19 protein-coding genes and 1 pseudogene are annotated in these 19,877 nt (G+C 70.5%); 12 read left to right on the plus strand and 8 right to left on the minus strand.

The features are described 5' to 3' along the window. Positions 1–2 precede the first annotated feature (2 nt). The 5 genes from SALMUC_RS14475 to SALMUC_RS29890 all read left to right on the plus strand — a co-directional run bounded on the left by SALMUC_RS14475 (position 3) and on the right by SALMUC_RS29890 (position 5,760). On the plus strand, positions 3–2,225 hold the full coding sequence (locus tag SALMUC_RS14475) for a cellulose biosynthesis cyclic di-GMP-binding regulatory protein BcsB (protein ID WP_020038799.1): 2,223 nt from the start codon (positions 3–5) through the stop codon (positions 2,223–2,225). After that, the gene (locus SALMUC_RS14480) at positions 2,222–3,289 is read left to right on the plus strand and encodes a family 8 glycosyl hydrolase (RefSeq protein ID WP_020038798.1); all 1,068 of its coding nucleotides are present in this window, start codon (positions 2,222–2,224) and stop codon (positions 3,287–3,289) included. Before SALMUC_RS14475 ends, SALMUC_RS14480 begins: the two co-directional genes overlap by 4 nt. Next, on the plus strand, positions 3,286–4,761 hold the full coding sequence (locus SALMUC_RS14485; protein ID WP_020038797.1) for a hypothetical protein: 1,476 nt from the start codon (positions 3,286–3,288) through the stop codon (positions 4,759–4,761). The genes SALMUC_RS14480 and SALMUC_RS14485 overlap by 4 nt, the downstream gene beginning before the upstream one ends. Positions 4,762–5,092: 331 nt before the next feature. Further along, positions 5,093–5,224 (plus strand): hypothetical protein, encoded by a 132-nt coding sequence (locus SALMUC_RS31550; RefSeq protein WP_020038796.1) that lies wholly within the window; start codon positions 5,093–5,095, stop codon positions 5,222–5,224. 392 nt (positions 5,225–5,616) lie between these two features. Beyond that, complete coding sequence (locus SALMUC_RS29890) at positions 5,617–5,760, plus strand: hypothetical protein (RefSeq protein WP_156883522.1); 144 nt, start codon at positions 5,617–5,619, stop codon at positions 5,758–5,760. 75 nt (positions 5,761–5,835) lie between these two features. On the opposite strand, the gene SALMUC_RS31680 is transcribed toward SALMUC_RS29890, so the two are convergent. The 4 genes and pseudogenes from SALMUC_RS31680 to SALMUC_RS14500 all read right to left on the minus strand — a co-directional run bounded on the left by SALMUC_RS31680 (position 5,836) and on the right by SALMUC_RS14500 (position 9,809). Next, positions 5,836–6,627, minus strand: a complete 792-nt coding sequence (locus tag SALMUC_RS31680) for a gamma-glutamyltransferase (protein WP_342663040.1) — start codon at positions 6,625–6,627, stop codon at positions 5,836–5,838. Positions 6,628–6,694: 67 nt separating this feature from the next. Beyond that, positions 6,695–7,420, minus strand: a pseudogene (locus SALMUC_RS31685) (gamma-glutamyltransferase); the annotation flags it as partial. A 20-nt stretch (positions 7,421–7,440) separates the two neighbouring features. Then, the gene (locus SALMUC_RS14495) at positions 7,441–9,015 is read right to left on the minus strand and encodes a GMC family oxidoreductase (protein WP_020038793.1); all 1,575 of its coding nucleotides are present in this window, start codon (positions 9,013–9,015) and stop codon (positions 7,441–7,443) included. Continuing rightward, positions 9,012–9,809, minus strand: a complete 798-nt coding sequence (locus SALMUC_RS14500) for a substrate-binding periplasmic protein (RefSeq protein ID WP_020038792.1) — start codon at positions 9,807–9,809, stop codon at positions 9,012–9,014. The genes SALMUC_RS14495 and SALMUC_RS14500 overlap by 4 nt, the downstream gene beginning before the upstream one ends. Positions 9,810–9,926: 117 nt before the next feature. Here SALMUC_RS14500 and SALMUC_RS14505 point away from each other — a divergent pair, with 117 nt between their 5' ends. Beyond that, the gene (locus tag SALMUC_RS14505; protein WP_020038791.1) at positions 9,927–11,078 is read left to right on the plus strand and encodes a mandelate racemase/muconate lactonizing enzyme family protein; all 1,152 of its coding nucleotides are present in this window, start codon (positions 9,927–9,929) and stop codon (positions 11,076–11,078) included. Continuing rightward, on the plus strand, positions 11,075–11,839 hold the full coding sequence (locus SALMUC_RS14510; RefSeq protein WP_020038790.1) for an AroM family protein: 765 nt from the start codon (positions 11,075–11,077) through the stop codon (positions 11,837–11,839). The genes SALMUC_RS14505 and SALMUC_RS14510 overlap by 4 nt, the downstream gene beginning before the upstream one ends. Before the next feature lie 19 nt (positions 11,840–11,858). Here SALMUC_RS14510 and SALMUC_RS14515 read toward each other — a convergent pair whose 3' ends face one another. The 4 genes from SALMUC_RS14515 to phnF all read right to left on the minus strand — a co-directional run bounded on the left by SALMUC_RS14515 (position 11,859) and on the right by phnF (position 15,903). After that, positions 11,859–12,632, minus strand: coding sequence for a maleate cis-trans isomerase family protein (locus SALMUC_RS14515; protein ID WP_020038789.1), 774 nt, complete (start codon positions 12,630–12,632; stop codon positions 11,859–11,861). Then, positions 12,629–13,777, minus strand: a complete 1,149-nt coding sequence (locus tag SALMUC_RS14520; protein WP_020038788.1) for a M24 family metallopeptidase — start codon at positions 13,775–13,777, stop codon at positions 12,629–12,631. The genes SALMUC_RS14515 and SALMUC_RS14520 overlap by 4 nt, the downstream gene beginning before the upstream one ends. A 162-nt stretch (positions 13,778–13,939) precedes the next feature. Next, entirely contained in the window at positions 13,940–15,121 is a 1,182-nt protein-coding gene (locus tag SALMUC_RS14525; RefSeq protein WP_037372016.1) for an alpha-D-ribose 1-methylphosphonate 5-triphosphate diphosphatase, read from the minus strand. Between the two features lie 47 nt (positions 15,122–15,168). Then, entirely contained in the window at positions 15,169–15,903 is a 735-nt protein-coding gene (gene phnF, locus SALMUC_RS14530; protein WP_037372048.1) for a phosphonate metabolism transcriptional regulator PhnF, read from the minus strand. Positions 15,904–16,014: 111 nt separating this feature from the next. On the opposite strand from phnF, the gene phnG reads away from it, so the two are divergent. The 5 genes from phnG to phnK are packed head-to-tail and all read left to right on the plus strand — an operon-like array spanning position 16,015 to position 19,818. Continuing rightward, a complete protein-coding gene (gene phnG / locus SALMUC_RS14535; protein WP_020038785.1) occupies positions 16,015–16,470 on the plus strand; it encodes a phosphonate C-P lyase system protein PhnG in 456 nt (151 codons plus the stop codon). Then, on the plus strand, positions 16,470–17,039 hold the full coding sequence (phnH, locus tag SALMUC_RS14540) for a phosphonate C-P lyase system protein PhnH (RefSeq protein ID WP_020038784.1): 570 nt from the start codon (positions 16,470–16,472) through the stop codon (positions 17,037–17,039). Before phnG ends, phnH begins: the two co-directional genes overlap by 1 nt. A gap of 1 nt (position 17,040) precedes the next feature. Beyond that, positions 17,041–18,132, plus strand: a complete 1,092-nt coding sequence (locus SALMUC_RS14545) for a carbon-phosphorus lyase complex subunit (RefSeq protein ID WP_021120435.1) — start codon at positions 17,041–17,043, stop codon at positions 18,130–18,132. A 52-nt stretch (positions 18,133–18,184) separates the two neighbouring features. After that, the gene (locus SALMUC_RS14550) at positions 18,185–19,051 is read left to right on the plus strand and encodes an alpha-D-ribose 1-methylphosphonate 5-phosphate C-P-lyase PhnJ (RefSeq protein WP_020038782.1); all 867 of its coding nucleotides are present in this window, start codon (positions 18,185–18,187) and stop codon (positions 19,049–19,051) included. Next, the gene (gene phnK, locus SALMUC_RS14555; protein ID WP_020038781.1) at positions 19,048–19,818 is read left to right on the plus strand and encodes a phosphonate C-P lyase system protein PhnK; all 771 of its coding nucleotides are present in this window, start codon (positions 19,048–19,050) and stop codon (positions 19,816–19,818) included. Before SALMUC_RS14550 ends, phnK begins: the two co-directional genes overlap by 4 nt. The last annotated feature ends 59 nt before the right edge of the window (positions 19,819–19,877 follow it).

Raw genomic sequence — 19,877 nt, forward strand, 5'->3', positions numbered from 1 at the left:
TGATGTCGCGTGGCGCAACAGTCTTTCTTCTGACCTTGATCTGGTGGCTGCTGCCCCGGGAGGGCACGGCGCAGCTGATCGAACTCGACGACCTGCCCGACGTGCCCGATGCCGCGACCGTGGCGCCGAGCGAGCCGGGTGTCGCGCCGACGGTCCAGCAGCACGGAAACCGCGGCGTTGCCGGTTCCGACGCGGGGCCCACCACCCAGCCGATCATGCTGCCGCTGCGGCCGACGCGCCCGCAGATCAGCACAGATCGCGTGAGCTACAGGATACAGGGCCAGTTCGAGACCGCCGAGTTCGCCCTCATTCTGCCGTCGGTGCCCGGCGGCGCGACCCTCGCCATGGCGTCGCAGAGCTCCATCGACGTCCTGCCGGAGCGCTCCGAAATCGGAGTGTCCGTGAACGGCACCTTCATCGGCACCCTCGTGCCGGACAACTTCGATGCCGCCAGGACCGACAGGCTGCAGGTTCCGGACGGCGTGCTCCGGACGGGCCGCAACCTCGTCACGCTGGAGGTGCGGCATGTTCACCGGGTCTTCTGCGGACCGGATGCCGCCTTCAGCGTTTGGACGGACATCCTGCTCTCGGGCAGCGGCGTGGAGGTCATGCCGAACGAGCTGGGCACCGATCCGCTGGGCTTTCTGTCGGCCGTGGCCGCCGAGCTGGGGCGTGGGCGGGCGGTGACGATCCGCACCTCGGGCCGGGAGTTTCCCATCGCCGACGCGGCCCCCGTGATCGCGAGGGTCGGAGACATTTTCGACGGGCTGCCGCCCGACATCGATTTTGCCCAGTACTACACCGCGGTCGACGGTCCGGCGCAGCTCGCGCGGGTCACGGTCCTGCCGTCGGGGCGGACGGACCCCGATCTTCCGCAATTCCGCCGCGGCGGCGACGGCGCGATCGTGCTGCTCGCGAACGCGGGTCGATACGCCGACACGGGCGCGCTGCTTCTGGGCGCGCTGCCCAGGGGCGCGGACAAGGCCGAAACGCCCCGACTCGAGCCGGGCGCGCCGCAGTCCCTCGAGGAGCTGGGCGCACCGCAGATCGAGGGACGCGGGCGTTACATCAACAAGGCCGTGTCGTTCCGGCTGCCGCGAAACTGGCTCCTGCTGGCGTCGCAACGCGCGGAGTTGCTGCTCGACTACTGGTTCGACAGCGATCTGCCCGAGGGATCGCTGCTCCTGGTGAAGGTCAACGGCACGACGGTCCGCCTGTTGCCGCTGGACGAGGCCGCGTCGGCCGATCGCGCGCTCGACACCCTGCGGATTCCCTTTCCCGCCAACACCCTGCGGCCCGGCGTCAACCAACTGAGCTTCGAGGCGCTGGTTCCGGGCGATCCCCCGGACGAGGCCTGCGTTCCGCGCTCGTCACCGATCTTCCGCGTCGACGGGACGACGCAATTGCATGTTCCGCCGTCCCCGGCCATGTCCATGCCGGACATCCACAGGGTCTTCGAGAACATCCGGCCCGAGGGCATCGGCATGAGCGATGCGGCCCAGGGCACGCTGTCGCTTGGCATCCTGCCCCAGCTCGCGGCAATCTATGCGACGGGGGACAGCGGCGACCGCGACGAGACGGCCAACCATGCCCGGCTGACCGTGGGCGTTCCCTCGGACCTCACGTCGATGACGGGCGACGTCGTGGGCGGGAACAACTCAAGGTTGCGGGAGGTTCTTCTTACGCGAGTTTCGGAGAAGACCGAGGCAGTGGACCCATGGGAGCGAGTGAACGAAGGCCGCTGGTGGCGGGTATTCCACGATCTGGACCGGGCGCGCGAGCTGCCCGCCAGATTGCGCGAGTGGTTCGTCGCGATCTGGCAGGGACCGGAATCCAGCCTGGAGACCTGGTTGCAGGGGCAGGCGGCCGAGGCCATGCTGATCCAGCCCGACACGAACGCCCCGCAAGATGTCTGGCTGATCGTGCGGCCGAACGTGGACCCGAGGCCGGTCGTCGCCGCGCTGGCACTTCTGCACGGCCAGTACGGCGGGCCCAACGGGCAGGTTTCGCTCTTTTCGTCGGATGCCGGCTGGACCAGCTGGCATTCCTCCAGCCGGCCGCTGCGGCTTCACGAGCCGCTCACCCTGGCCAACGCGCGTGCCGTTGTCGGCAACTACGTGACGATCACGCCGGGCCGCTACGTTCTTCCACTGTTGTCGTTAGCTCTTTTTTCTTCGGTGATCGCTATGGGTATCATGTTGCTGAGCAGACGGAGGCGTGAATGAACCGCCGCGACCTGATATCCGGCGCCGCTGCTGTTTCCTGCCTCGCGGCGTTCCGGGCCCATCCCGTTCTGGCGCAGGACGAGGGCATCGCCAGTCATCTGCGCGATGTCTGGACGGCCTGGCGCGAGGCCAACATGGCCTCTACCGGCCGCGTCATCGACGGGCCTCAACAGGGCGCCAGCCACTCGGAGGGGCAGGGCTACGGCATGCTGATTGCGGCGATCATGGGCGATCGTCGCGCCTTCGACCGCATGGATGTCTGGGCGCGGGTCAATCTCGGCATCCGGTCGGACTCGCTCCTTGCATGGCGCTGGCTGCCGGACCTGGCCGGGCATGTGCCCGACCTCAACAACGCGAGCGATGGCGATCTCTTCCGGGCCTGGGCGCTGCTGCTGGCCTCGCGACGCTTCGGCGTGGGCGAATACCGCGACGCTGCAGGGGCCATTGCGTCTGACCTGGCCGAAAGCTGCATCTTCACCGCAAGCGACGGGGAGCCGCTGCTCCTGCCTGCGGCGCGGGGGTTCACCACCGATGCGGGCGCCATCATCAATCCCTGCTACGCGATGCCGCTGGCGCTGACCGAACTTGCGACCGAATTCAATCTGCCGGTCCTTGCACGGGCGGCGCGCAAGGGCGGTGCCATCGCCGCAGAGCTTGCGGCCGAAGGCGTGGTGCCCGACTGGGTCGAGGTCGCGAACGGCACCTTGCGCCCGGCCGAGGGGTTTTCCTTCGACGCGGGGTACGAGGCGATGCGGCTGCCGCTTTTCCTCATCTGGTCGGGTCTGTCGGACCATCCGGCCGTCCTGCGCTACGCCGAGGCCCAGACCAGGGCGCCGCAAGGCACGGCCGCCACCGTCATCGACCGCGCCACCGGGGACATCCTGTCGACCGGCCGGGAGGCCGGCTACAAGGCCATCGCGGCCTTGTCGACCTGCGCGGCGGAGAACCGGATCGGCTCGGAGATCCCGCCCTATGCCCCGGGCGATCCGTACTACCCGGCGACCATGCAGGTTTTCGCAATGATCGCCCAGGCCAAGGGCTCACCGATGTGCATTCCGCTATGAGAATTTTCCGCCGACCCCTCGCCAACTGCGCGATCGCGATACTCGTCCAGGCGTTCTGCCTGTCACACGCCGCCGCGCAGACGCCGACGGATGCCGACCTCGAGGCGCTGCGGTTCTATATCGCCGAGGACAACGAGCAGGCGATCCGGTCCGAGATCCGCCGCCTTCAGTTGCGCTACCCGGACTGGACGGCGCCCGAGGATCTGACGCGGCTGCAGCGCGGCGTTCCGGCCGAGACGATCGACCGGATCTATTCGCAGATTGCCGATGGGGATTTCGATGGCGCGCGCAGCACGATCGAACGGACGTCGACCGCCTACCCGGAATGGACGCCCTCGGCGCAGCTCTTGCAGACCCTGTCGATCGGCGAGGCACAGGAGCGCTTCAGCGAAGCGGTGTCGGCCGGGAACGGCACCGCCGCCGTTCGTATCGCGCGCAGCAACCCCGAGTTGCTGCGCTGCGAACGGGTGAACAACGCCTGGCTGCTTGCCGAGCAATACGTGGCACTGGGGCAGTCCGGCGCTGCGCTAGAGGTCTACAGGGCGACTGCGCGAAGCTGTACCGATTCCGACATCCTCATCGCCACGCTCGAGAAGTCGGCCGCCGTGGCGAGCGTTGCGCAACTGGCCGAACTGGCCGAGGCGGCACGGGCACAGGCGCCGTCGGCTGCCGGGCGCATCACGACGGTCGAGGACAGGCTGCGCGCGGGGATTGTCGCCACGGGCGTGACGCGCCCGCGCGTCGCGGGACCGGCCGGATCGCAGACATCCACGGTGACCGACCTTCCCGCAAGCAGGACCACGCCCCTGGCCAGCCTCCGGCCGGTCGCGCGGCCGCAGGGCCTCGCCACGCGTCGCCCGACCGTGTCGGCCGCCCGGCCCCGGCCCATTGGCGGAGGCGCCGCAGCCTCGGGCGGCGGTCCGGCCGTGCTGTCGCGCGCGCGGCAGGCGGCGGATCGCGGCGACTGGAGCCGTTGCCTGGCGCTGACCGCGGACTCGCAACATGGTGCCGTGCTGTCGCAGCGCGGGTGGTGTGCCCTCAATTCCAACCGGCCGATGGAAGCACTGTCCGATTTCCGCGTCGCCGCGGCGCGGGCGCCGACGGCGCAGACAAGGTTGGACTCGTCCTATGGCATGGCGCTCGCGATGCTGCGGCTCGACATGGTCGACGATGCTGCTGCTGTGGCGGCGCGAACGCATTTCGACAAGGCGCAGCGGCTGGAGATCGAGAGCCAGATCCTCGACAAGCGCGGTGTGGCCGCCTACCAGCGACAGGAATACCGCCGCGCCATTGCCTATTTCGACGAGTTGGAACGCGTCACCGGCATCGTGCGCAGGGATCTCGCGCTGTTGCGGGGGTATGCCTACCTGAATTCCGGCCAGCGCTCTGCCGCGAAAGCCGAGTTCCTGCGGCTGCACGAACAGATGTCGACACCGGCCTCGCGTCGCGCCCTGTCCGAAGTGCTGCGCTGACGGCCGCGCTGCCGGTCAGACGGCGGCGATTCGTCGGATGGTGCGTGCGGCGCAACCAATGCGGTAGTCTATTTCAAGTCTGAAATTATGAGTTGTCGACGGCGGATTTCCGGCATTTTCGGTTCAATCTTAAGTTGTTTATTTCGCCAATTAATACAACCATATATTGAATGTGGCGCGGTTAATTACAGATTGCCATATTTCCAACACGCTAACGGCACAGCCGTCATGCTTAATGGCCTTATCAGGGCTGATGCGTGGCACCAAGAAAAATCTGCACCGTATCGTCCCGAATTCAAAGTGTTTTTCATGCAATCAGAAGGTTGCGAAAATGACCAGGACCGAAATCGAAAACGAAGTCGAAAAACAAAAGCGCGTCCGTCGCGTGATGTATATTGCCGAGACAATTCTCGTCTCGGGTTTGCTGTTCTGGTTCGTGTCCGCGCTGACGTCGGGCGCATGAGCCGATTGATGACATCGGTATCGCGCGCCGGTGCCACGGGGAATTCCGTACGGCGGTGCTGACCCCATCCTCCCCCGTGGGCGGAGGATTGATCCGGATGGTCTTGGCGCCACACGACATGGCGGCGCGCCGAGGCCAAAGCGGGTCTGCGCCGCTGGTGCGCAGACAATCCGAAAGGATAGGTCCACCTATCCCGATGTCCCCGCGAGGGACTGACCGGGTATCCCTGCTGACCCTCCGCGCAGGCGGATACCCCGGTGCGAGACTGTCGAAGCGGACGGTCGGCACCTAGGACTCGAACCATCGAACGACCGGGTCGCGGAGAGTCATCCGCTGCCACTCGCCTAGGTGCACGCCCGCACTGGTGCTGACCGCAGAACGTGGAGATGAACATGTCCGATGCCGAAATCGAAACGGAAATCGAGCGGGAACGCAGCAGGAAATCCCGCGCCTGGCGCCGGGCCCAGACACTGGAGCTGGTTGTCGGTGTCGCGGTCGTCGTCTGGGTGATCGGCAAGGTCGGCATGGCCATCTGAATAAAGGCCCGCGATCTCGGCCCGCCGGGGCCGTCACGCCCCGGTCACCGATCGGTGCCGGGGCGTTTTGGGTCTTCAGAACGCCAGGGCCTGTCCGTCCTTGCGCGGATCGCTGCCCGCGACATAGCCCGAGGCCGTGCGCCGGATCAGCTGCGCGCCGCCGAAGCCGAAGACCGCGTCGGGGGTCTCGACCCGGATCTCGTGCCCCATGCTTCGCAGCTGATCCGCAAGCTCCGGGTCGAAGGTGTTTTCCACGACCACGCCGCGCCCCGAGGTCACGCGCCAGCGCGGTGCGTCGGCCGCGGCCTGCGGATTCTGCCCGTGGCCCAGCACGCGCAGCGCCATCTGCAGGTGGCCCTGCGCCTGCATCGGGCCTCCCATGACGCCGAAGGACATCTCTGGCGCGCCGGCAAGGTCGGTCGCGAAGCAGGGGATGATGGTCTGGAAGGGCTTCTTGCGCGGGCCCACGCGGTTGACGTGATCGGGCCGCAGCGAAAAGCCCGCGCCGCGGTTCTGAAGCGAGACGCCGGTGCCCGGCACCACCACGCCCGAGCCGAAGCCCATGAAATTGGACTGGATGAAGGAGACCATCCGCCCGTCGCGATCCGCCGCCGAGAGGTAGACCGTGCCGCCGGGGCCGGGCTCGCCATGCGAGGGGTCGCCCGCGCGGGCCGGGTCGAGCAGTTTCGCGCGGGAGTCGAGGTAGTCGGACGCGAGGAAGGCCTCGGGCGCGTGGCGCATGTGGCCGAGGTCCGCGATGTGCTCGTAAGCATCGGCGAGGCCCAGTTTCACCGCCTCGATGGCAAGGTGCTGCACCCGCGCCGAATCCAGGTCGCCACGCCAGTCGTGCCGGTCGAGCACCCCCACGCGCGATCAGCGCGCCGAGGCCCTGCCCGTTGGGCGGGATCTCGTGCACGAGGGTGTTGCCGAAACGGGTGGCGATGGTGCCGACCCATTCGGGCTCGTGTGCGGCCATGTCCTCGGCCGTCAGGTAGGCGCCATGCGCGGCGGCGTCGGCGGCGAGGCGCTCGGCGATCTCGCCGCGGTAGAAGGCCTCGCCCTCGGTCTGGACGATGCGGTGCAGGGTGGCGGCGTGGTCGGGCAGGCGCATGCGCTCGCCCGCGCGCGGGGCGCGGCCGCCGGGCAGGAAGCAGTCAGCAAAGCCGGGCTGGTCACTCAGCGTACGGGCGGCGGCCGCCCAGAGCCGGGCGATGGTCGGGCTGACCGGGAAGCCGTCCTCGGCAAAACGGATGGCAGGCGCCGCGATCTGTTCCAGTGGCAGCGTGCCGAACCGGCGCCAGAGCGCGATCCAGGACGAGACGGCGCCGGGCACGGTGACCGAGTCCCAGCCGCGCTGGGGCATGGCATCAAGGCCCTCGAAACGCTCGGGCGTCCAGGCGGCGGGCGAGTGGCCGGAGGCGTTGAGGCCGTGCAGTTCGGTGCCGTCCCAGACGATGGCGTAGCCGTCCGAGCCGATGCCGCAGCCGGTGGGTTCGACCACGGTCAGGGCCATGGCGGCGGCGATGGCCGCGTCGACGGCGGTGCCGCCTGCGTGCAACATGGCCATGCCCGCCTGCGCGGCGAGCGGCTGCGAGGTGGCCACGGCGCTGTCGCCCATGACGGGCTGGCGGACGGAGGGGTAGGGCAGGTCTGGGGACATGGTCGCGTTGCTCTCGGGTCTCAGGCGGCCCGTGGGCGGACCGGGGTGTCGTGGTCCTCGGCGATGAAGGCCGCCGCCCGCGCGGCCATCATCATCGAGGGAAAGTGCAGCGCCGCGTTGGGGATCGCGGGCATCGCCGAGGCGTCGGCGATTCGCACCCTGCCGGGCGCGCGAAGGCGCAGGCGCGGGGTGCAGGGGGCCGAGGCGTCGCGCCCCATGCGGGCGGTGCCCGCCATGTGGTAGGCGGTGCCGATCTCCTGCCGAAGGCGTAGCGCGTCGATCCGGGCAAGGCAATCGCGTCCGTCGAGATGCGGCGCGAGCGCGGGCCGGGACAGGATCTCCTGCACCTGTGCGAGCGCCGCGCCCATCGCCTCGACATCGCGGGGATCGTCCAGCGCGCCGGTATCGATGGACAGGCCGCCGCCCGCGCGGGGCACGAGACGGCCGCGGCTCTCGGGGCAGCCCTGCTGGATCGCGAGCGTCATGCCGTGGCGGCGCGGCAGGCCTGGCCTTGGCCCGTCGGGGAAAAGCACCGGGGCCATGATGAGCTGCCCTCCGGCCGCCTGCGCGGTGTCGGGGATCGCGAAATAGCCCGCCGCCTCGAAGAGCGGCTCTGACAGCGGTCCGGGCCGGCCGGCCGCCTGGAGCGCCAGCGCGCGCAGGCCTTCGGCGGGGCGCAGCAGGTCCTTCAGGCTGTCGCCGCGGGTCGGCACGCGCAGGGTGAAGGAGGGATGGTTCTGCAGGTTGCGCCCGACCTCGGGCATGTCCTGTGCCACCTCGATGCCGGCCTCTCGCAGCACGTCGGCGGGACCCAGCCCCGAGCGCAGCAGCAGCGCCGCCGTGCCGATGGCGCCGGCGGCGAGGATCAGCTCGGCCTCGGTCAGGACGGTCTGCCGGGCGCGGCGCCTGCGCAGCGTGATCTGCGCGCGGCCCTGCGCGTCGGTGGTGAAATGTTGCGCCTCGGCCCCGCGCCAAAGCGTGAGGTTGTGCGGCCAGGGCGACAGGAAGGCGGCGCGGGCCGAGTGGCGGCGCACGCCCCGGATATTGGCATCGACCAGCCCGAAGCGCGGCCCGCCACGGGTGTTGAGGTCCGCGACCACGGGCTGCCCGGCCTCGGCGGCGGCATCGAGGAACGCGCGCGTGAGGACTGAAGGCGCGCGCAGCTGCCGCGTTTGCATTTTCCCGTTCGCCGCGTCGTGGGCGCCATCACGGCACTGCAGGCCGCGCATCGTTGCAAGGCAGGTCTCGGGAGCCCAGTCGTCGCCCGCGGCCTCCTGCCAGGGGCGGTAGTCCTCTGGGGCGCCGAGGCTCACGACCATGCCGTTGATCTCGGAGGAGCCGCCCGGCATGCGCCCCTGAAAGAGCGCCGCCTCGCGCCCGCAGAGCGTTGCGGTGTGGCGCCAGTTGGTGCCGCGCCGGAAGGGGGCGAAGGCGCCGAGCCGGGGCACGGTGTTGACGAGGCCGGGGCGTGCGCGCCCGGCCTCGACCAGCAGAACGGAGGCCTCGGGGAAGCGCCGGGCGAGATGGCCCGCCACGACGCAGCCCGTGGCCCCGGCGCCCACGATGACGAAATCGTAGGTCGCCGTTGGCGTCATTCGCCGATGTCGTCCAGCGACAGGGCGGTGCCGATCCACTTCTTGGTGATCTCGGTCAGCGTGCCGTCTTCCATGTATTGCGTCAGCAGATCGTCGATGGCCTCGGCCAGCGCCGGGTTGTCGGGCTGGATCACCAGCGCGTTGCCGGACACGCCCAGCGACTCGGGCAGCATCCGCAGCGGGCGCTCGGTCGAAGTGATGAGGTAGGCCGGCGTGATGTAGTTGCCGACGAGCAGGTCGATCCGCTTGTTCTGGAGGTCGAGCAGCAGCTCGGTCCAGCCGGGGTATTCGTTGGGCGTGCCGATGCAGTCGTCGCCATAGGCCTCGGCCACCTTCTCGATCTGCACGGCGCCCTTCACGATGCCGAACTGCTTGCCGCAGACGTCGTCCCAGGAGGTGATGTCGGTGGTGTCCTCGTGCATGGCCGCGCCCACGCCGTTGGCGATATAGGCCTGGCTCATGTGGAAATCGGCGGAGGCCACGCGCTCGGCCGTGCGCGAGACCGACGAGGCGACCATGTCGAAGCGGCCCGACTGCACGCCCGCGAGCATCCCCGACCAGTCGAGCACCACGAACTCGGGCTCGAGACCGAGGTCCTCGGCCAGCTTGGTGGCGAGGTCGACGTCGATGCCGATCAGCTCGGCGCTGTCGTTATACATGGTCGAGGGCGGCGACGAGCCGGTGGTGCCGATGGTCAGCGTGCCGGAGCTCAGCAGCGCATCCTCGTAGGATTGCGCGGCGACCGACGATCCGGCAAGGGCCAGAACGCAGGTCAGGATGTGGGTCGGGCGCATGGTGCGTCCTCTCTGTTGGTTGCGAAAGGGTCGGCATTTGGCTTGCCTGTCGCCATTTCCTGACGCATAAAAAGATATGTCAACAGATATATCACAACATATCGCGGAGGCAATGTCATGAAAATCCGAACTGCGGAGATTTTCAGCGTCCGCATCCCGCTGGAGCGCCCCTACGAGATTTCGCGCGGCCGGCTTTCGGCCTTCGAGAACGTGGTGCTGCGGCTCGAGACCGACGATGGCGTGACGGGCTGGGGCGAGGCCGTGCCGGTTTCGCTGACCGAGGCGCCGGGCGACTTCGCTGCCCTGCTGCGCGACGTGGTGCGGCCGCGCCTGATCGGCCTGGACCTTGCGGGGCTGCAGGCGGACCCGGCGGGCGTGATCGCCGCCGTGGTGGACGAGCTGCTGGAGCGGGTTGGGCCGCATGCGGCGGTGGTCGCGGCGGCGGACCAGGCGCTCTGGGACATCGCGGGGCGCGCGGCGGGCCGGTCGGTGGCGGCACTGCTGGGGGCCGAGGCGGGTCGCGAGATCGCCATCGACTACACGCTTGGCGCACTGCCCGTGCCCGAGACCGCACTACGGGCGCGCGAGGTCATCGCGAAGGGCTATCGCGGTGTCGTGGTCAAGGTGACCTGCCGCGACATGGAGGCCGACCTTGCCCGCGTCCGCGAGACCTGCGCCGCGCTGCCGGAGAGCGCGAGCATCCGGGTCGATGCGAACGGTGGCTTCGACCGCGACGGCGCGCGGCGCTTTCTCGACGCGCTGCGGGGCCTGCGCATCGATTACGTCGAGCAGCCGGTGGCGGCCAGGGACCTCGACGGCATGCGGCTCTGCCGCGAGAGCGGCGTGCCCATCGCGGCGGACGAGTCGCTGAAGTTGCCGGAGGACGCCCGCGCGCTGGTGGCCGAAGAGGCCTGCGACGTGCTGAACGTCAAGGTGACCAAGGCCGGCGGGCTGACCCAGACGCTGCGCGTGGCGCGCATCGCCGAGGCGGCCGGCCTGCCGCTGGTGATCGGCGGCGGGCTGACCTTCGGCATCTCGCGCTTTGCCTCGCGCATCCTGGCCGCCGCCACGCCCGCGACACGCGGCATCTGCCACCAGGGGCCGGGACCTGCGAGCCAGGGCCTGGCAGGCGACATCACGCGGCCCGCGCCGCACCCCCGCGACATGGCCGCGAGCGGCGGCACGGTTCCGGTGCCGGATGCGCCGGGGCTGGGATTCGAGATCGACACCGCCGCGCTTGAGCGGTTCACGAGGGAGCGACTGGCATGAAACTCGGGCTCGTCACCACGGGGCAGGGGCCCCGCGACTATGACAGGTATTTCTCGGGCATCGCCCGCGCGCTGGGCGTGGAGGTCGAGATCGTGAGCGACCACATCCTCGATCCGCTCGGGTGGGACGAGATCCGTCCGCACCTGGCCGAGGAGGGCGCCCCGGTGCTGGGCGCGCATGTCCACGTGCCGGGCGCCACGGGCAACCGGCTGGGCGCGGGCTGGGATCACGTCTACGTCGATCTCGACTGGGCACTGCCGCTCTTTCAGGACGCCATCGACCGGCTCGAGGCGCAGGGCGCACAGGGCATCGTGCTGTGCTGCAGCACCGACTTCGCGCCGGGGCAGTTCCGCGCCGGGGTGCCGCTGATCGCGCCCTGCGAGGCGGTGATGCGCGTGGTCTCGAACGCGGTGGCGACGCGGGGGCGGCTGCGGCTGGGTCTCATGAGCTCGATCGGTCACGCGGTGCAGGACCAGGCGCTCTTTCGCGGGCAACCCTTCGCGGACCGGCTCGAGCTGGCCTACGAGGGGTTCGAGGGTGACCTCATGCCGGCGGCCGAACGGCTGGCGCAGGCGCCGCGCGACCTGGTGGTGATCTGGAGTTTCGGGCTGGGCACGGCCGCCAGCGATGTCGACGGCATGGCCGCAAGGCTCGAGGCCATGTTCGGCTGCCCGGTGGTCATGCCGCACCGGCTGGCCGCGCTGGGCGCCTTCGCGCTGCTGCCCCTGGGCTTCGACGACAAGCGGATGGCCGGCCACTGAGCGGGGCCGGCCGCAGCCCTCAGGCTTCGGCCTCGCGGGCCTCGGCCTGCGCGGGCGTGTCGAACAGCACCCCCGGCGCGCCGGCCACCGGGGTCACGCCCGCAAGCGACATCAGCCGCCAGGCCAGCACCTGGTTGCTGGCGAGGACGGGCATGCCGAGCCTCGCCTCGAGCCCCTCGATCTCGTCGAGGGTGCGCAGGTTGGTGCAGGACAGGAACAACCCGTCGACATCGGCGTCGCGCACAACCGCCTCGGCGGCGACCCGCAGCGAGGGCCCGTCGATCCGCGCCACACGCTCTTCCTCGGCGACCTCGAAGCTGCCGAAGACCGGGGTTTCGATGCCGTGCGAGCCCAGCACCTCGCGCAGCCGTTCCGAGACCGGCGCCACGTAGGGCGAGAGCAGCCCCAGCCGGCGGATTCCCAGCGACCGGCAGGCCGCGACCAGCGCCGAGAGCGGCTCGGTCACGTCGCGCGTCTCGGTGGCGCCGCGGATCAGGTGCGCGATCTCGCCCGCGCCGATCTGGGCCGTGCCGGAGGTGCAGCCGTAGGCGACGGCGCTGAACCGGGCCGAGCGCGGAAATAGCGCGGCGGCGCCGGCGATGTGATGCTCCATCTCGGCCAGGCTCTCGGGCGAGACGACGGTGCCCGAGGGCACGCGGGTCACGAAGAGCTCGGTCTCGAGCGGCACGAGACGGCGGAAATCCATCTCGATGCTCTCGTCTGTCTGCAGCACGATCAGCCCGATCTGCGGCGGTCGTTCCTCGATCAGGCGGTGGGGGAAGGGGCCTCTCATGTCTCCAGAACCTCCATGCGGTCGGCGGGGGGCGAAAGCCAGGCGGCGCCGGTCTCGCGGATGACGATGTCTTCCTCGTGCACGAGGATACGGCCGGGCCCGAGGGTGATGCCCGGCTCCAGCGTCAGCACCATGCCGGGGGTCAGCACGGTGTCGTCGGCGGGGATCAGCGAGGGCGGTTCGGTCAGCTGCATCCCCAGACCGTGTCCCAGCCGGCCCACGCCAGTCTCGCCCACCACCGACGCCATCGAGCGGAAAACGTCGCTGGCGGTGGCGCCGGGCCGCGCGGCGTCGAAGCCGGCGCGCGTGGCCTCGATCAGGCGCTCGTGGGCGCGGGCGACCTCGGCCGTGGGCGGCCCGACCGAGAGGTTGCGGTCGAAGTCGCAGAAGTAGCCCGCGTGCACGAGGCCGGTGTCCAGCATCAGCACGTCGCCGGCGGCGAGCGGGGTGTCCGTCGCGGGCGAGATCACGTCGCCGTAGCCGCCGGGCCCGGCGCCGCCGGCGAGGTAGGGGACCCAGTCGGCGCCCTCGTCGAGGCAGAGGCGCTGGAAGTCGCGGAAGACCGCATCGAGCGGGCGGCCGCCGCGCGCGATCTCGGGCAGGCGGGCGAAGGCGCGCCCGGCGATGGCGCAGGCGGTCTCGATACGCGCGATCTCGGCGGGCGACTTGACCATGCGCAGGTCGCGCAGGATGTAGGCGTCGCTGCCGAAGTGCCGGTCGGGCAGGGCGGTCTGCAAAGCCGCCCAGGAGGCCAGCGGCATGCGCAGGTGCGTCTCGCGGCCCTGGGGCACACCGAGCGTGCCGCCCGCGGGCACGCAGTCGGCCAGGGCCTCGGCCAGCAGCGAGACGCCGTCGTCCTCGTAGTCGGGCGAGGCCCAGGTGCGGATGTCGTCGAGCCAGCCCTGCGCCATGAGATGCGCGCCGATCGCCGGGATCACCGCGACGGGCTTGCCGGTCGCGGGCACCACGAGGAACCAGGGCCGGGTGGGGCTTTCCCAGAACCGCGTGAGGAAGCCGGTGAAATAGCGGATGTCGGGCTCGGTGGTGAGCAGCAGGGCGGCGAGGCCTTGCTCGGCCATGGCGGCCTGCGCGCGCGCCGTGCGGTCCCGGTATTCCGTCACCGCGAAGGCGCCCGTCGCGCTCACGCGCCGCGCCCCCGGCGCTGGGCGCGGCTGAAGTCCCGGGGCGGGGCATCGGGGCGGGGACGCAGTCTCATGCCTACCACTGCCGCACGGCGCCGCGATTCCGTCAATCGGGGAATGAACCCGAGCCGCGGCCCGGCTGTCGTGCTGCCGAAGGCTTGGGCGCTACTCGGCGGCCATCTGCAGGCCCGGCATGGCGCCCACGAGCCGCGCGCCGGCGGCGCCCGAGAGATAGGACAGGCGACCGTTCGTCACCGTGGCCTCGATCGCGCGGGTCCGGGCGTGGACGACGATGAAGTCGGCGCGCTTGCCCCGCTCCAGCGTGCCGCGGTCGGCCAGACCCATGATCTCGGCGGGCGCGGCGGAGATCATGCTCCAGGCGCGCGGCAGGTCCATCACCCCGCGGTCGACCAGCGCCCATGCGGCCTGCGCGAGGCAGGGGTAGTGGTAGTCCGACACAAGCGCGTCGCAGAGCCCGGCCGCGGCGAGGTGCTGCGCCGAGACGTTGCCCGCCTGCGAGCCGCCGCGCACGACGTTGGGCGCGCCCATGAGCACCGGGTCGCCGCAGGCCTTGGCCAGTTTGGCCGCGCTGGCGGTGATCGGGAACTCGGCGATGCGGGCGCCGATGATCCGGTAGAACTCGCGCGTCTCGCCGTCGGGGTCGTCGTGGCTGCCATAGCGCAGGTCGAGCGCGTCGAAGACCTCGGCCAGCGCGCAGAGGTGGCGCGGGATCTCGCGGCGGCGGTCGGCGGCGGCGATGAGACGGTCGTGGAACTCGGTGACTGCCAGCCCGGCGCGGTCGGCCATGGCGGCGAAGCGGTGCGGCGCGCGCGATGCCGTCTCCAGCGCCTCGGGCAGGTGGTTGTTGAACACGACGTAGTCGATGCCCCAGCGCCTGATCGCGGCGATCAGCCGGTCGCGCGTGTCGGGCATGTGCGTCTCGCACCGGACCTGCAGCCGCAGGTCGGTGAGCGCCTGCGCGCGGTAGCCATCGAGCGCCGCCATGACGCGCTCGGCGAAGTCGGGGCCGCGCAGCCCGCCCTCCCAGCTCCAGCTCTGCGCGAGCCAGGCGGTGGTGACGCCGTTCGCGGCCGCCTCGCGGTCGGTCGAGCGCAGCGCGGCCGGGATCGGCATCTGCGTCGTGGGGCGCGGGGCGATGTGCCGCTCGAAGGCGTCGCCGTGCAGATCGACAATGCCGGGCAGGATCAGGTAGCCCGACATGTCCACCTCGGGCAGCGGGCCCTTGGTGATCCGGCCGTCCTCGATCACCAGCGAGCGCTGTTGCAGCGCGCCGTCGCGGAGGATCGTTGCGCCCGTCAGGCGCATGGGGGGAAGCGTATCCGTCATTGCCGTGACCTGCCCTCGGTTTCAGGGGTGTCTAGCGCGGATCTGTGTCACCCCGATGACGTGGGAGGGTCGTCGTCGCTTGCCACGGTGAGCGCGACACGGTCGCCCGCGAAATGCGTGACGCCGTGTTCGACGGGCACGCCGTCCGGGTCCACGTTGCGCCCGACCGAGCGCAGCAGCGGCGCGCCCTCGGGCAAAGCGAGGTGCAGAGCCTGCGTGGCGGTTGCGGCCTCGGCGGTGAGCCGGGTGAAGGCGCGGGTGTAGTCGGCGATGCCGTGGCGGCGCAGCGCCTCGGTCACCGAAGACGTTTCCTGCAGGGTGGCGTCGATGCCGGGCAGACGTTCGGCGGGAAAGACGCTGGTGAAATGCGCGATCGGGTCGCCGCCGGCCAGCGACAGCCCCTCGTAGACGATGACCGGGGCGGCGGGCGCGAGGTCCAGCGCCTCGGCCTCGGTCGTGTCGGCGGGGCGCGTCTCGATCCGCAGGACGCGCTTCTCGGGCAGTCGGCCCGAGGCGCGGATGTTGCTGTGAAAGCGCACGCGCCGGCCGAGCGGGTAGTCGGTGGGCGCGGCGCGCACGAAGACGCCCGCGCCGCGCCGGCTGTGCGTGAGCCCGCGTTCGCCGAGATCCGAGAGGGCGCGGCGCACCGTGTGCCGGTTGACGCCGAAGCGCGCGGCGAGTGCGGCCTCGGTCGGCAGCTTGTCGCCCGCCGCATAGAGGCCGCGCGCGATCTCCTGCTCGAGCGTGGCGGCGATGGATGCCCAGACCGGCGTGCGCGCCATGATGGCCCCCGTCATCGAAACTTCATGCCCGCCGGGCTTGCGCATGCGCAGGGGACCGGCCTATGATTTGTCTAGTTGTATAGGATTCTCGACGAAGGGCAAGGTCGCCGCATGGTCGATGGCACGACAGGGATCGAGGCCCGCAAGGGCTGGATGGGGCTGCTGGCCCGCGCTCGGCCCGCGCGGCTGGCCGAGTTGCTGGATACGCTCGGCGAGCGGCCGGCGCACGCCTGGCTGCGGGCGCCCGAGGTGGGCGGCGTCATGGTGCGCGGTCGCATGGGCGGCACCGGCGCTCCCTTCAACCTCGGCGAGATGACGGTGACGCGCTGCAGCCTGCGGCTGGACGGCGGAGAGGTCGGCCATGCCCACGTTCAAGGGCGCGGCAAGGCCCATGCCCGCGACGCGGCGATGGTGGATGCACTGATGCAGGGGTCGCGCGCCTCCCAGGTGCGTGCGGCGGTGATAGGCCCGCTCGAGGCCGAGGAAGACGCGCGGCGGCAGGCGCGCGCCGCGCGGGCGGCCTCGACCAAGGTGGATTTCTTCACGATGGTGCGGGGAGAGGACTGATGCGGACAGAGGCTCTGACCGGCGGTTTCGCCGATGCGCCGGTGGAGGCCGCGCAGGTCTTTCGCGCCACGCTCGAGGCGCTGGCGCGGCCGGGCCGGATCGCGACGGTGGGCGGCGCCGAGGCTCCGGCGCCGGTCTCGGGCGCGGCGGCGGTGCTGCTGCTGACGCTCTGCGACCACGAGACGCCGCTTTTCCTCGCGCCCGGGCACGACGGGCCCGAGGTGCGCGATTGGGTGAGCTTCCACACCGGCGCGCCGCTGGTCGGGCGCGAGGAGGCGACGTTCGCGTTGGGCCATTGGCCGGCGCTGGCGCCGCTGGGGGCCTATCGCATCGGGACGCCGGATTATCCCGACCGCTCGGTCTCGCTGATCGTCGAAATGGAGGCGCTTGCCGCGCGCGGGGCGCGGCTGACCGGGCCGGGGATCGAGACCGAGGCGTTCCTGTCGCTGCCCGAGACCGAGGCCTTTCGCCGTAACAATGCCCGCTTTCCGCTGGGATGGGACTGCTTCTTCACCTGCGGGCAAAGCCTTGCGGCCTTGCCGCGCTCGACCCGCGTGGAGGAGGCCTGAGATGTATGTTGCGGTGAAAGGCGGCGAAAAGGCCATCGACGCGGCGCATGACTGGCTGGCCAAGGAACGGCGCGGGGATCGCGCGGTCGCGGAGCTGAGCCTCGCGCAGATCCGCGAGCAGATGAGCCTTGCGGTGAACCGGGTGATGGCCGAAGGCTCGCTCTTCGACCCCGACCTTGCGGCCCTGGCGATCAAGCAGGCGCGCGGCGACCTGATCGAGGCGATCTTCCTGATCCGCGCCTATCGCACGACGCTGCCACGGCTGGGCGCCTCGCGGCCGGTCGATACCGGGGCCATGCGCTGCGACCGGCGCATCAGCGCGACCTTCAAGGACGCGCCCGGCGGGCAGGTTCTGGGGCCGACCTTCGACTACACGCACCGCCTCGCTGGACTTCAAACTGGCGGCAGAGGAGGGCGGATCCGGGGGAGGGTGCCGGTCTGCGGCGACGCGACCGATGAGGCGGTGCCCAAGCCGCGCATCACCGACATCCTCGGCCGCGACGGGCTGATCCAGGACGAGCCGCCGGGCGAGGCGGAGCCGCCCGACATGACCCGGGCGCCGATGGACTATCCCGCCGGGCGCGCATTGCGGTTGCAGGCGCTGACGCGCGGCGACGAGGGGTTCCTGCTGGGCATGGCCTATTCCACGCAGCGGGGCTACGGGCGCAACCATCCCTTCGTGGGCGAGCTGCGCATCGGCACGGTCGAGGTCGAGATGGAGGTGCCCGAGCTGGGCGAAGCTGTATGCGTGGGCGAGCTGACGCTCACCGAATGCGAGACGGTCAACCAGTTCGCCGGCTCGAAGATCGAGCCGGCGCAGTTCACGCGGGGCTACGGGCTGGTCATCGGACAGACCGAGCGCAAGGCGATCTCGATGGCGCTGGTCGACCGGGCGCTTCGGTGGGAGGAGCTGGGCGAGGAGGACAGCGGGGCGCCGGCGCAGGACGCGGAATTCGTGCTGGGCCATGCCGACAACATCCAGGCGACGGGGTTTCTCGAGCACATCAAGCTGCCGCACTACGTCGATTTCCAGTCCGAGCTGGAACTGGTGCGCCGCATGCGCGCCGAGGCGGCGCGGGAGGCGGCGGAATGAGCCTGTGCGATCCGTCCCCCACCCCGGCCCTGCTCGCGGAAAGGCCGAGAGAATGACCGACGCCGCCTACAACTTCGCCTACCTCGACGAGCAGACCAAGCGCATGATTCGCCGCGCGATCCTGAAGGGGGTGGCGATCCCCGGCTACCAGGTGCCCTTCGCCAGCCGCGAGATGCCGATGCCCTACGGTTGGGGCACGGGCGGCGTCCAGGTGACGGCCGCCTGCCTGACGCCCGCCGATACGCTCAAGGTCATCGACCAGGGCGCCGACGACACCACCAACGCGGTCTCCATCCGGCGCTTCTTCCAGCGCACGGCCGGGGTGGCGGCGACCGAGCGGACGGCCGAGGCCAGCGTGATCCAGACCCGCCACCGCATCCCCGAGACGCCGCTGACCGAGGGGCAGATCCTCGTCTACCAGGTGCCGATCCCCGAACCCTTGCGCTTCCTCGAGCCGCGCGAGACGGAGACGCGGCGCATGCACGCGCTCGAGGACTACGGGCTGATGCACGTCAAGCTCTACGAGGACATCGCCCGCAATGGCGCGATCTCGACCGCCTATGCCTACCCGGTCAAGGTCGAGGGGCGCTACGTCATGGATCCCTCGCCGGTCCCCAAGTTCGACAACCCCAAGCTCGAGAGCCCGGCGATCCAGCTCTTCGGTGCGGGACGCGAGCAGCGGATCTACGCGATCCCGCCCTATACGCGGGTGGTGAGCCTCGATTTCGAGGACCACCCCTTCGAGGCGAGCAAGGCCGATCATGCCTGCGATCTCTGCGGGGCGGAGGAGAGCTATCTCGACGAGGTGATCACCGACGACGCGGGCGGGCGGATCTTCGTCTGCTCGGATACCGACTTCTGCGCCGGGCGGCGGGCCGGGGGCCATCGGGGCGCGCTGGCGGCGGAGGACGTGGCATGAGGCCGATCCTTGACGTGCAGGGCCTCACCAAGCGGTATGGCGCAAGGCTTGGCTGCGGCGATGTGAGTTTCGATCTGTGGCCGGGCGAAGTCATGGGCATCGTGGGCGAGAGCGGCTCGGGCAAGTCGACGCTGCTGTCCTGTCTGGCCGGACATCTGGCGCCCGACGCGGGGCGGGTGATCTTCGACACCCGTGCCGAGGGGCCGCGCGACGTGCTGACCATGTCCGAGCCCGAGCGGCGCATGCTGGGGCGGACCGACTGGGCCTTCGTGCACCAGAACCCGCGCGACGGGCTGCGGCTGGGCATCTCGGCGGGCGGCAACGTGGGCGAGCGGCTGATGGCGGTGGGCGCGCGGCACTACGGGCGCATCCGGGCCGAGGCTACGGACTGGCTGGGCCGGGTCGAGATCGCCGCCGACCGCATCGACGACCGGCCGCGCGCCTTCTCGGGCGGGATGCAGCAGCGGCTGCAGATCGCGCGCAACCTTGTCACGGGGCCGCGGCTGGTCTTCATGGACGAGCCCACGGGCGGGCTCGACGTGAGCGTGCAGGCGCGGCTGCTGGACCTGCTGCGCGGGCTGGTGCGCGAGATGGGGCTGAGCGCGGTGATCGTCACGCATGACCTCGCCGTGGTGCGGCTGCTCGCGGACCGGCTGATGGTGATGCAGGGTGGACGGGTGGTCGAGACCGGGCTGACCGACCAGGTGCTCGACGATCCGCAGGATGCATATACGCAGTTGCTCGTGTCGAGCGTGTTGCAGGTCTGACGGGGTGCGGCGCCTGCGGCGCCGTTTTTGCGTATTTGGAACAAGAAGAAGGATGGGGC

This window comes from Salipiger mucosus DSM 16094, from assembly GCF_000442255.1.
GTDB lineage: Bacteria > Pseudomonadota > Alphaproteobacteria > Rhodobacterales > Rhodobacteraceae > Salipiger > Salipiger mucosus.

What these genes read in the sequence shown, in the direction of transcription:
- SALMUC_RS14495 (WP_020038793.1), bottom strand. Translation starts at nt 9,015, where the DNA reads ATGACGCCAACGGCGACCTACGATTTCGTCATCGTGGGCGCCGGGGCC.
- SALMUC_RS14545 (WP_021120435.1), top strand. Translation starts at nt 17,041, where the DNA reads ATGTATGTTGCGGTGAAAGGCGGCGAAAAGGCCATCGACGCGGCGCAT.
- SALMUC_RS14480 (WP_020038798.1), top strand. Translation starts at nt 2,222, where the DNA reads ATGAACCGCCGCGACCTGATATCCGGCGCCGCTGCTGTTTCCTGCCTC.
- SALMUC_RS14500 (WP_020038792.1), bottom strand. Translation starts at nt 9,809, where the DNA reads ATGCGCCCGACCCACATCCTGACCTGCGTTCTGGCCCTTGCCGGATCG.
- SALMUC_RS31550 (WP_020038796.1), top strand. Translation starts at nt 5,093, where the DNA reads ATGACCAGGACCGAAATCGAAAACGAAGTCGAAAAACAAAAGCGCGTC.
- SALMUC_RS14550 (WP_020038782.1), top strand. Translation starts at nt 18,185, where the DNA reads ATGACCGACGCCGCCTACAACTTCGCCTACCTCGACGAGCAGACCAAG.
- phnK (WP_020038781.1), top strand. Translation starts at nt 19,048, where the DNA reads ATGAGGCCGATCCTTGACGTGCAGGGCCTCACCAAGCGGTATGGCGCA.
- phnF (WP_037372048.1), bottom strand. Translation starts at nt 15,903, where the DNA reads ATGGCGCGCACGCCGGTCTGGGCATCCATCGCCGCCACGCTCGAGCAG.
- SALMUC_RS29890 (WP_156883522.1), top strand. Translation starts at nt 5,617, where the DNA reads ATGTCCGATGCCGAAATCGAAACGGAAATCGAGCGGGAACGCAGCAGG.
- SALMUC_RS14515 (WP_020038789.1), bottom strand. Translation starts at nt 12,632, where the DNA reads ATGAGAGGCCCCTTCCCCCACCGCCTGATCGAGGAACGACCGCCGCAG.
- SALMUC_RS14525 (WP_037372016.1), bottom strand. Translation starts at nt 15,121, where the DNA reads ATGACGGATACGCTTCCCCCCATGCGCCTGACGGGCGCAACGATCCTC.
- SALMUC_RS14475 (WP_020038799.1), top strand. Translation starts at nt 3, where the DNA reads ATGTCGCGTGGCGCAACAGTCTTTCTTCTGACCTTGATCTGGTGGCTG.
- SALMUC_RS14510 (WP_020038790.1), top strand. Translation starts at nt 11,075, where the DNA reads ATGAAACTCGGGCTCGTCACCACGGGGCAGGGGCCCCGCGACTATGAC.
- phnH (WP_020038784.1), top strand. Translation starts at nt 16,470, where the DNA reads ATGCGGACAGAGGCTCTGACCGGCGGTTTCGCCGATGCGCCGGTGGAG.
- SALMUC_RS14485 (WP_020038797.1), top strand. Translation starts at nt 3,286, where the DNA reads ATGAGAATTTTCCGCCGACCCCTCGCCAACTGCGCGATCGCGATACTC.
- phnG (WP_020038785.1), top strand. Translation starts at nt 16,015, where the DNA reads ATGGTCGATGGCACGACAGGGATCGAGGCCCGCAAGGGCTGGATGGGG.
- SALMUC_RS14505 (WP_020038791.1), top strand. Translation starts at nt 9,927, where the DNA reads ATGAAAATCCGAACTGCGGAGATTTTCAGCGTCCGCATCCCGCTGGAG.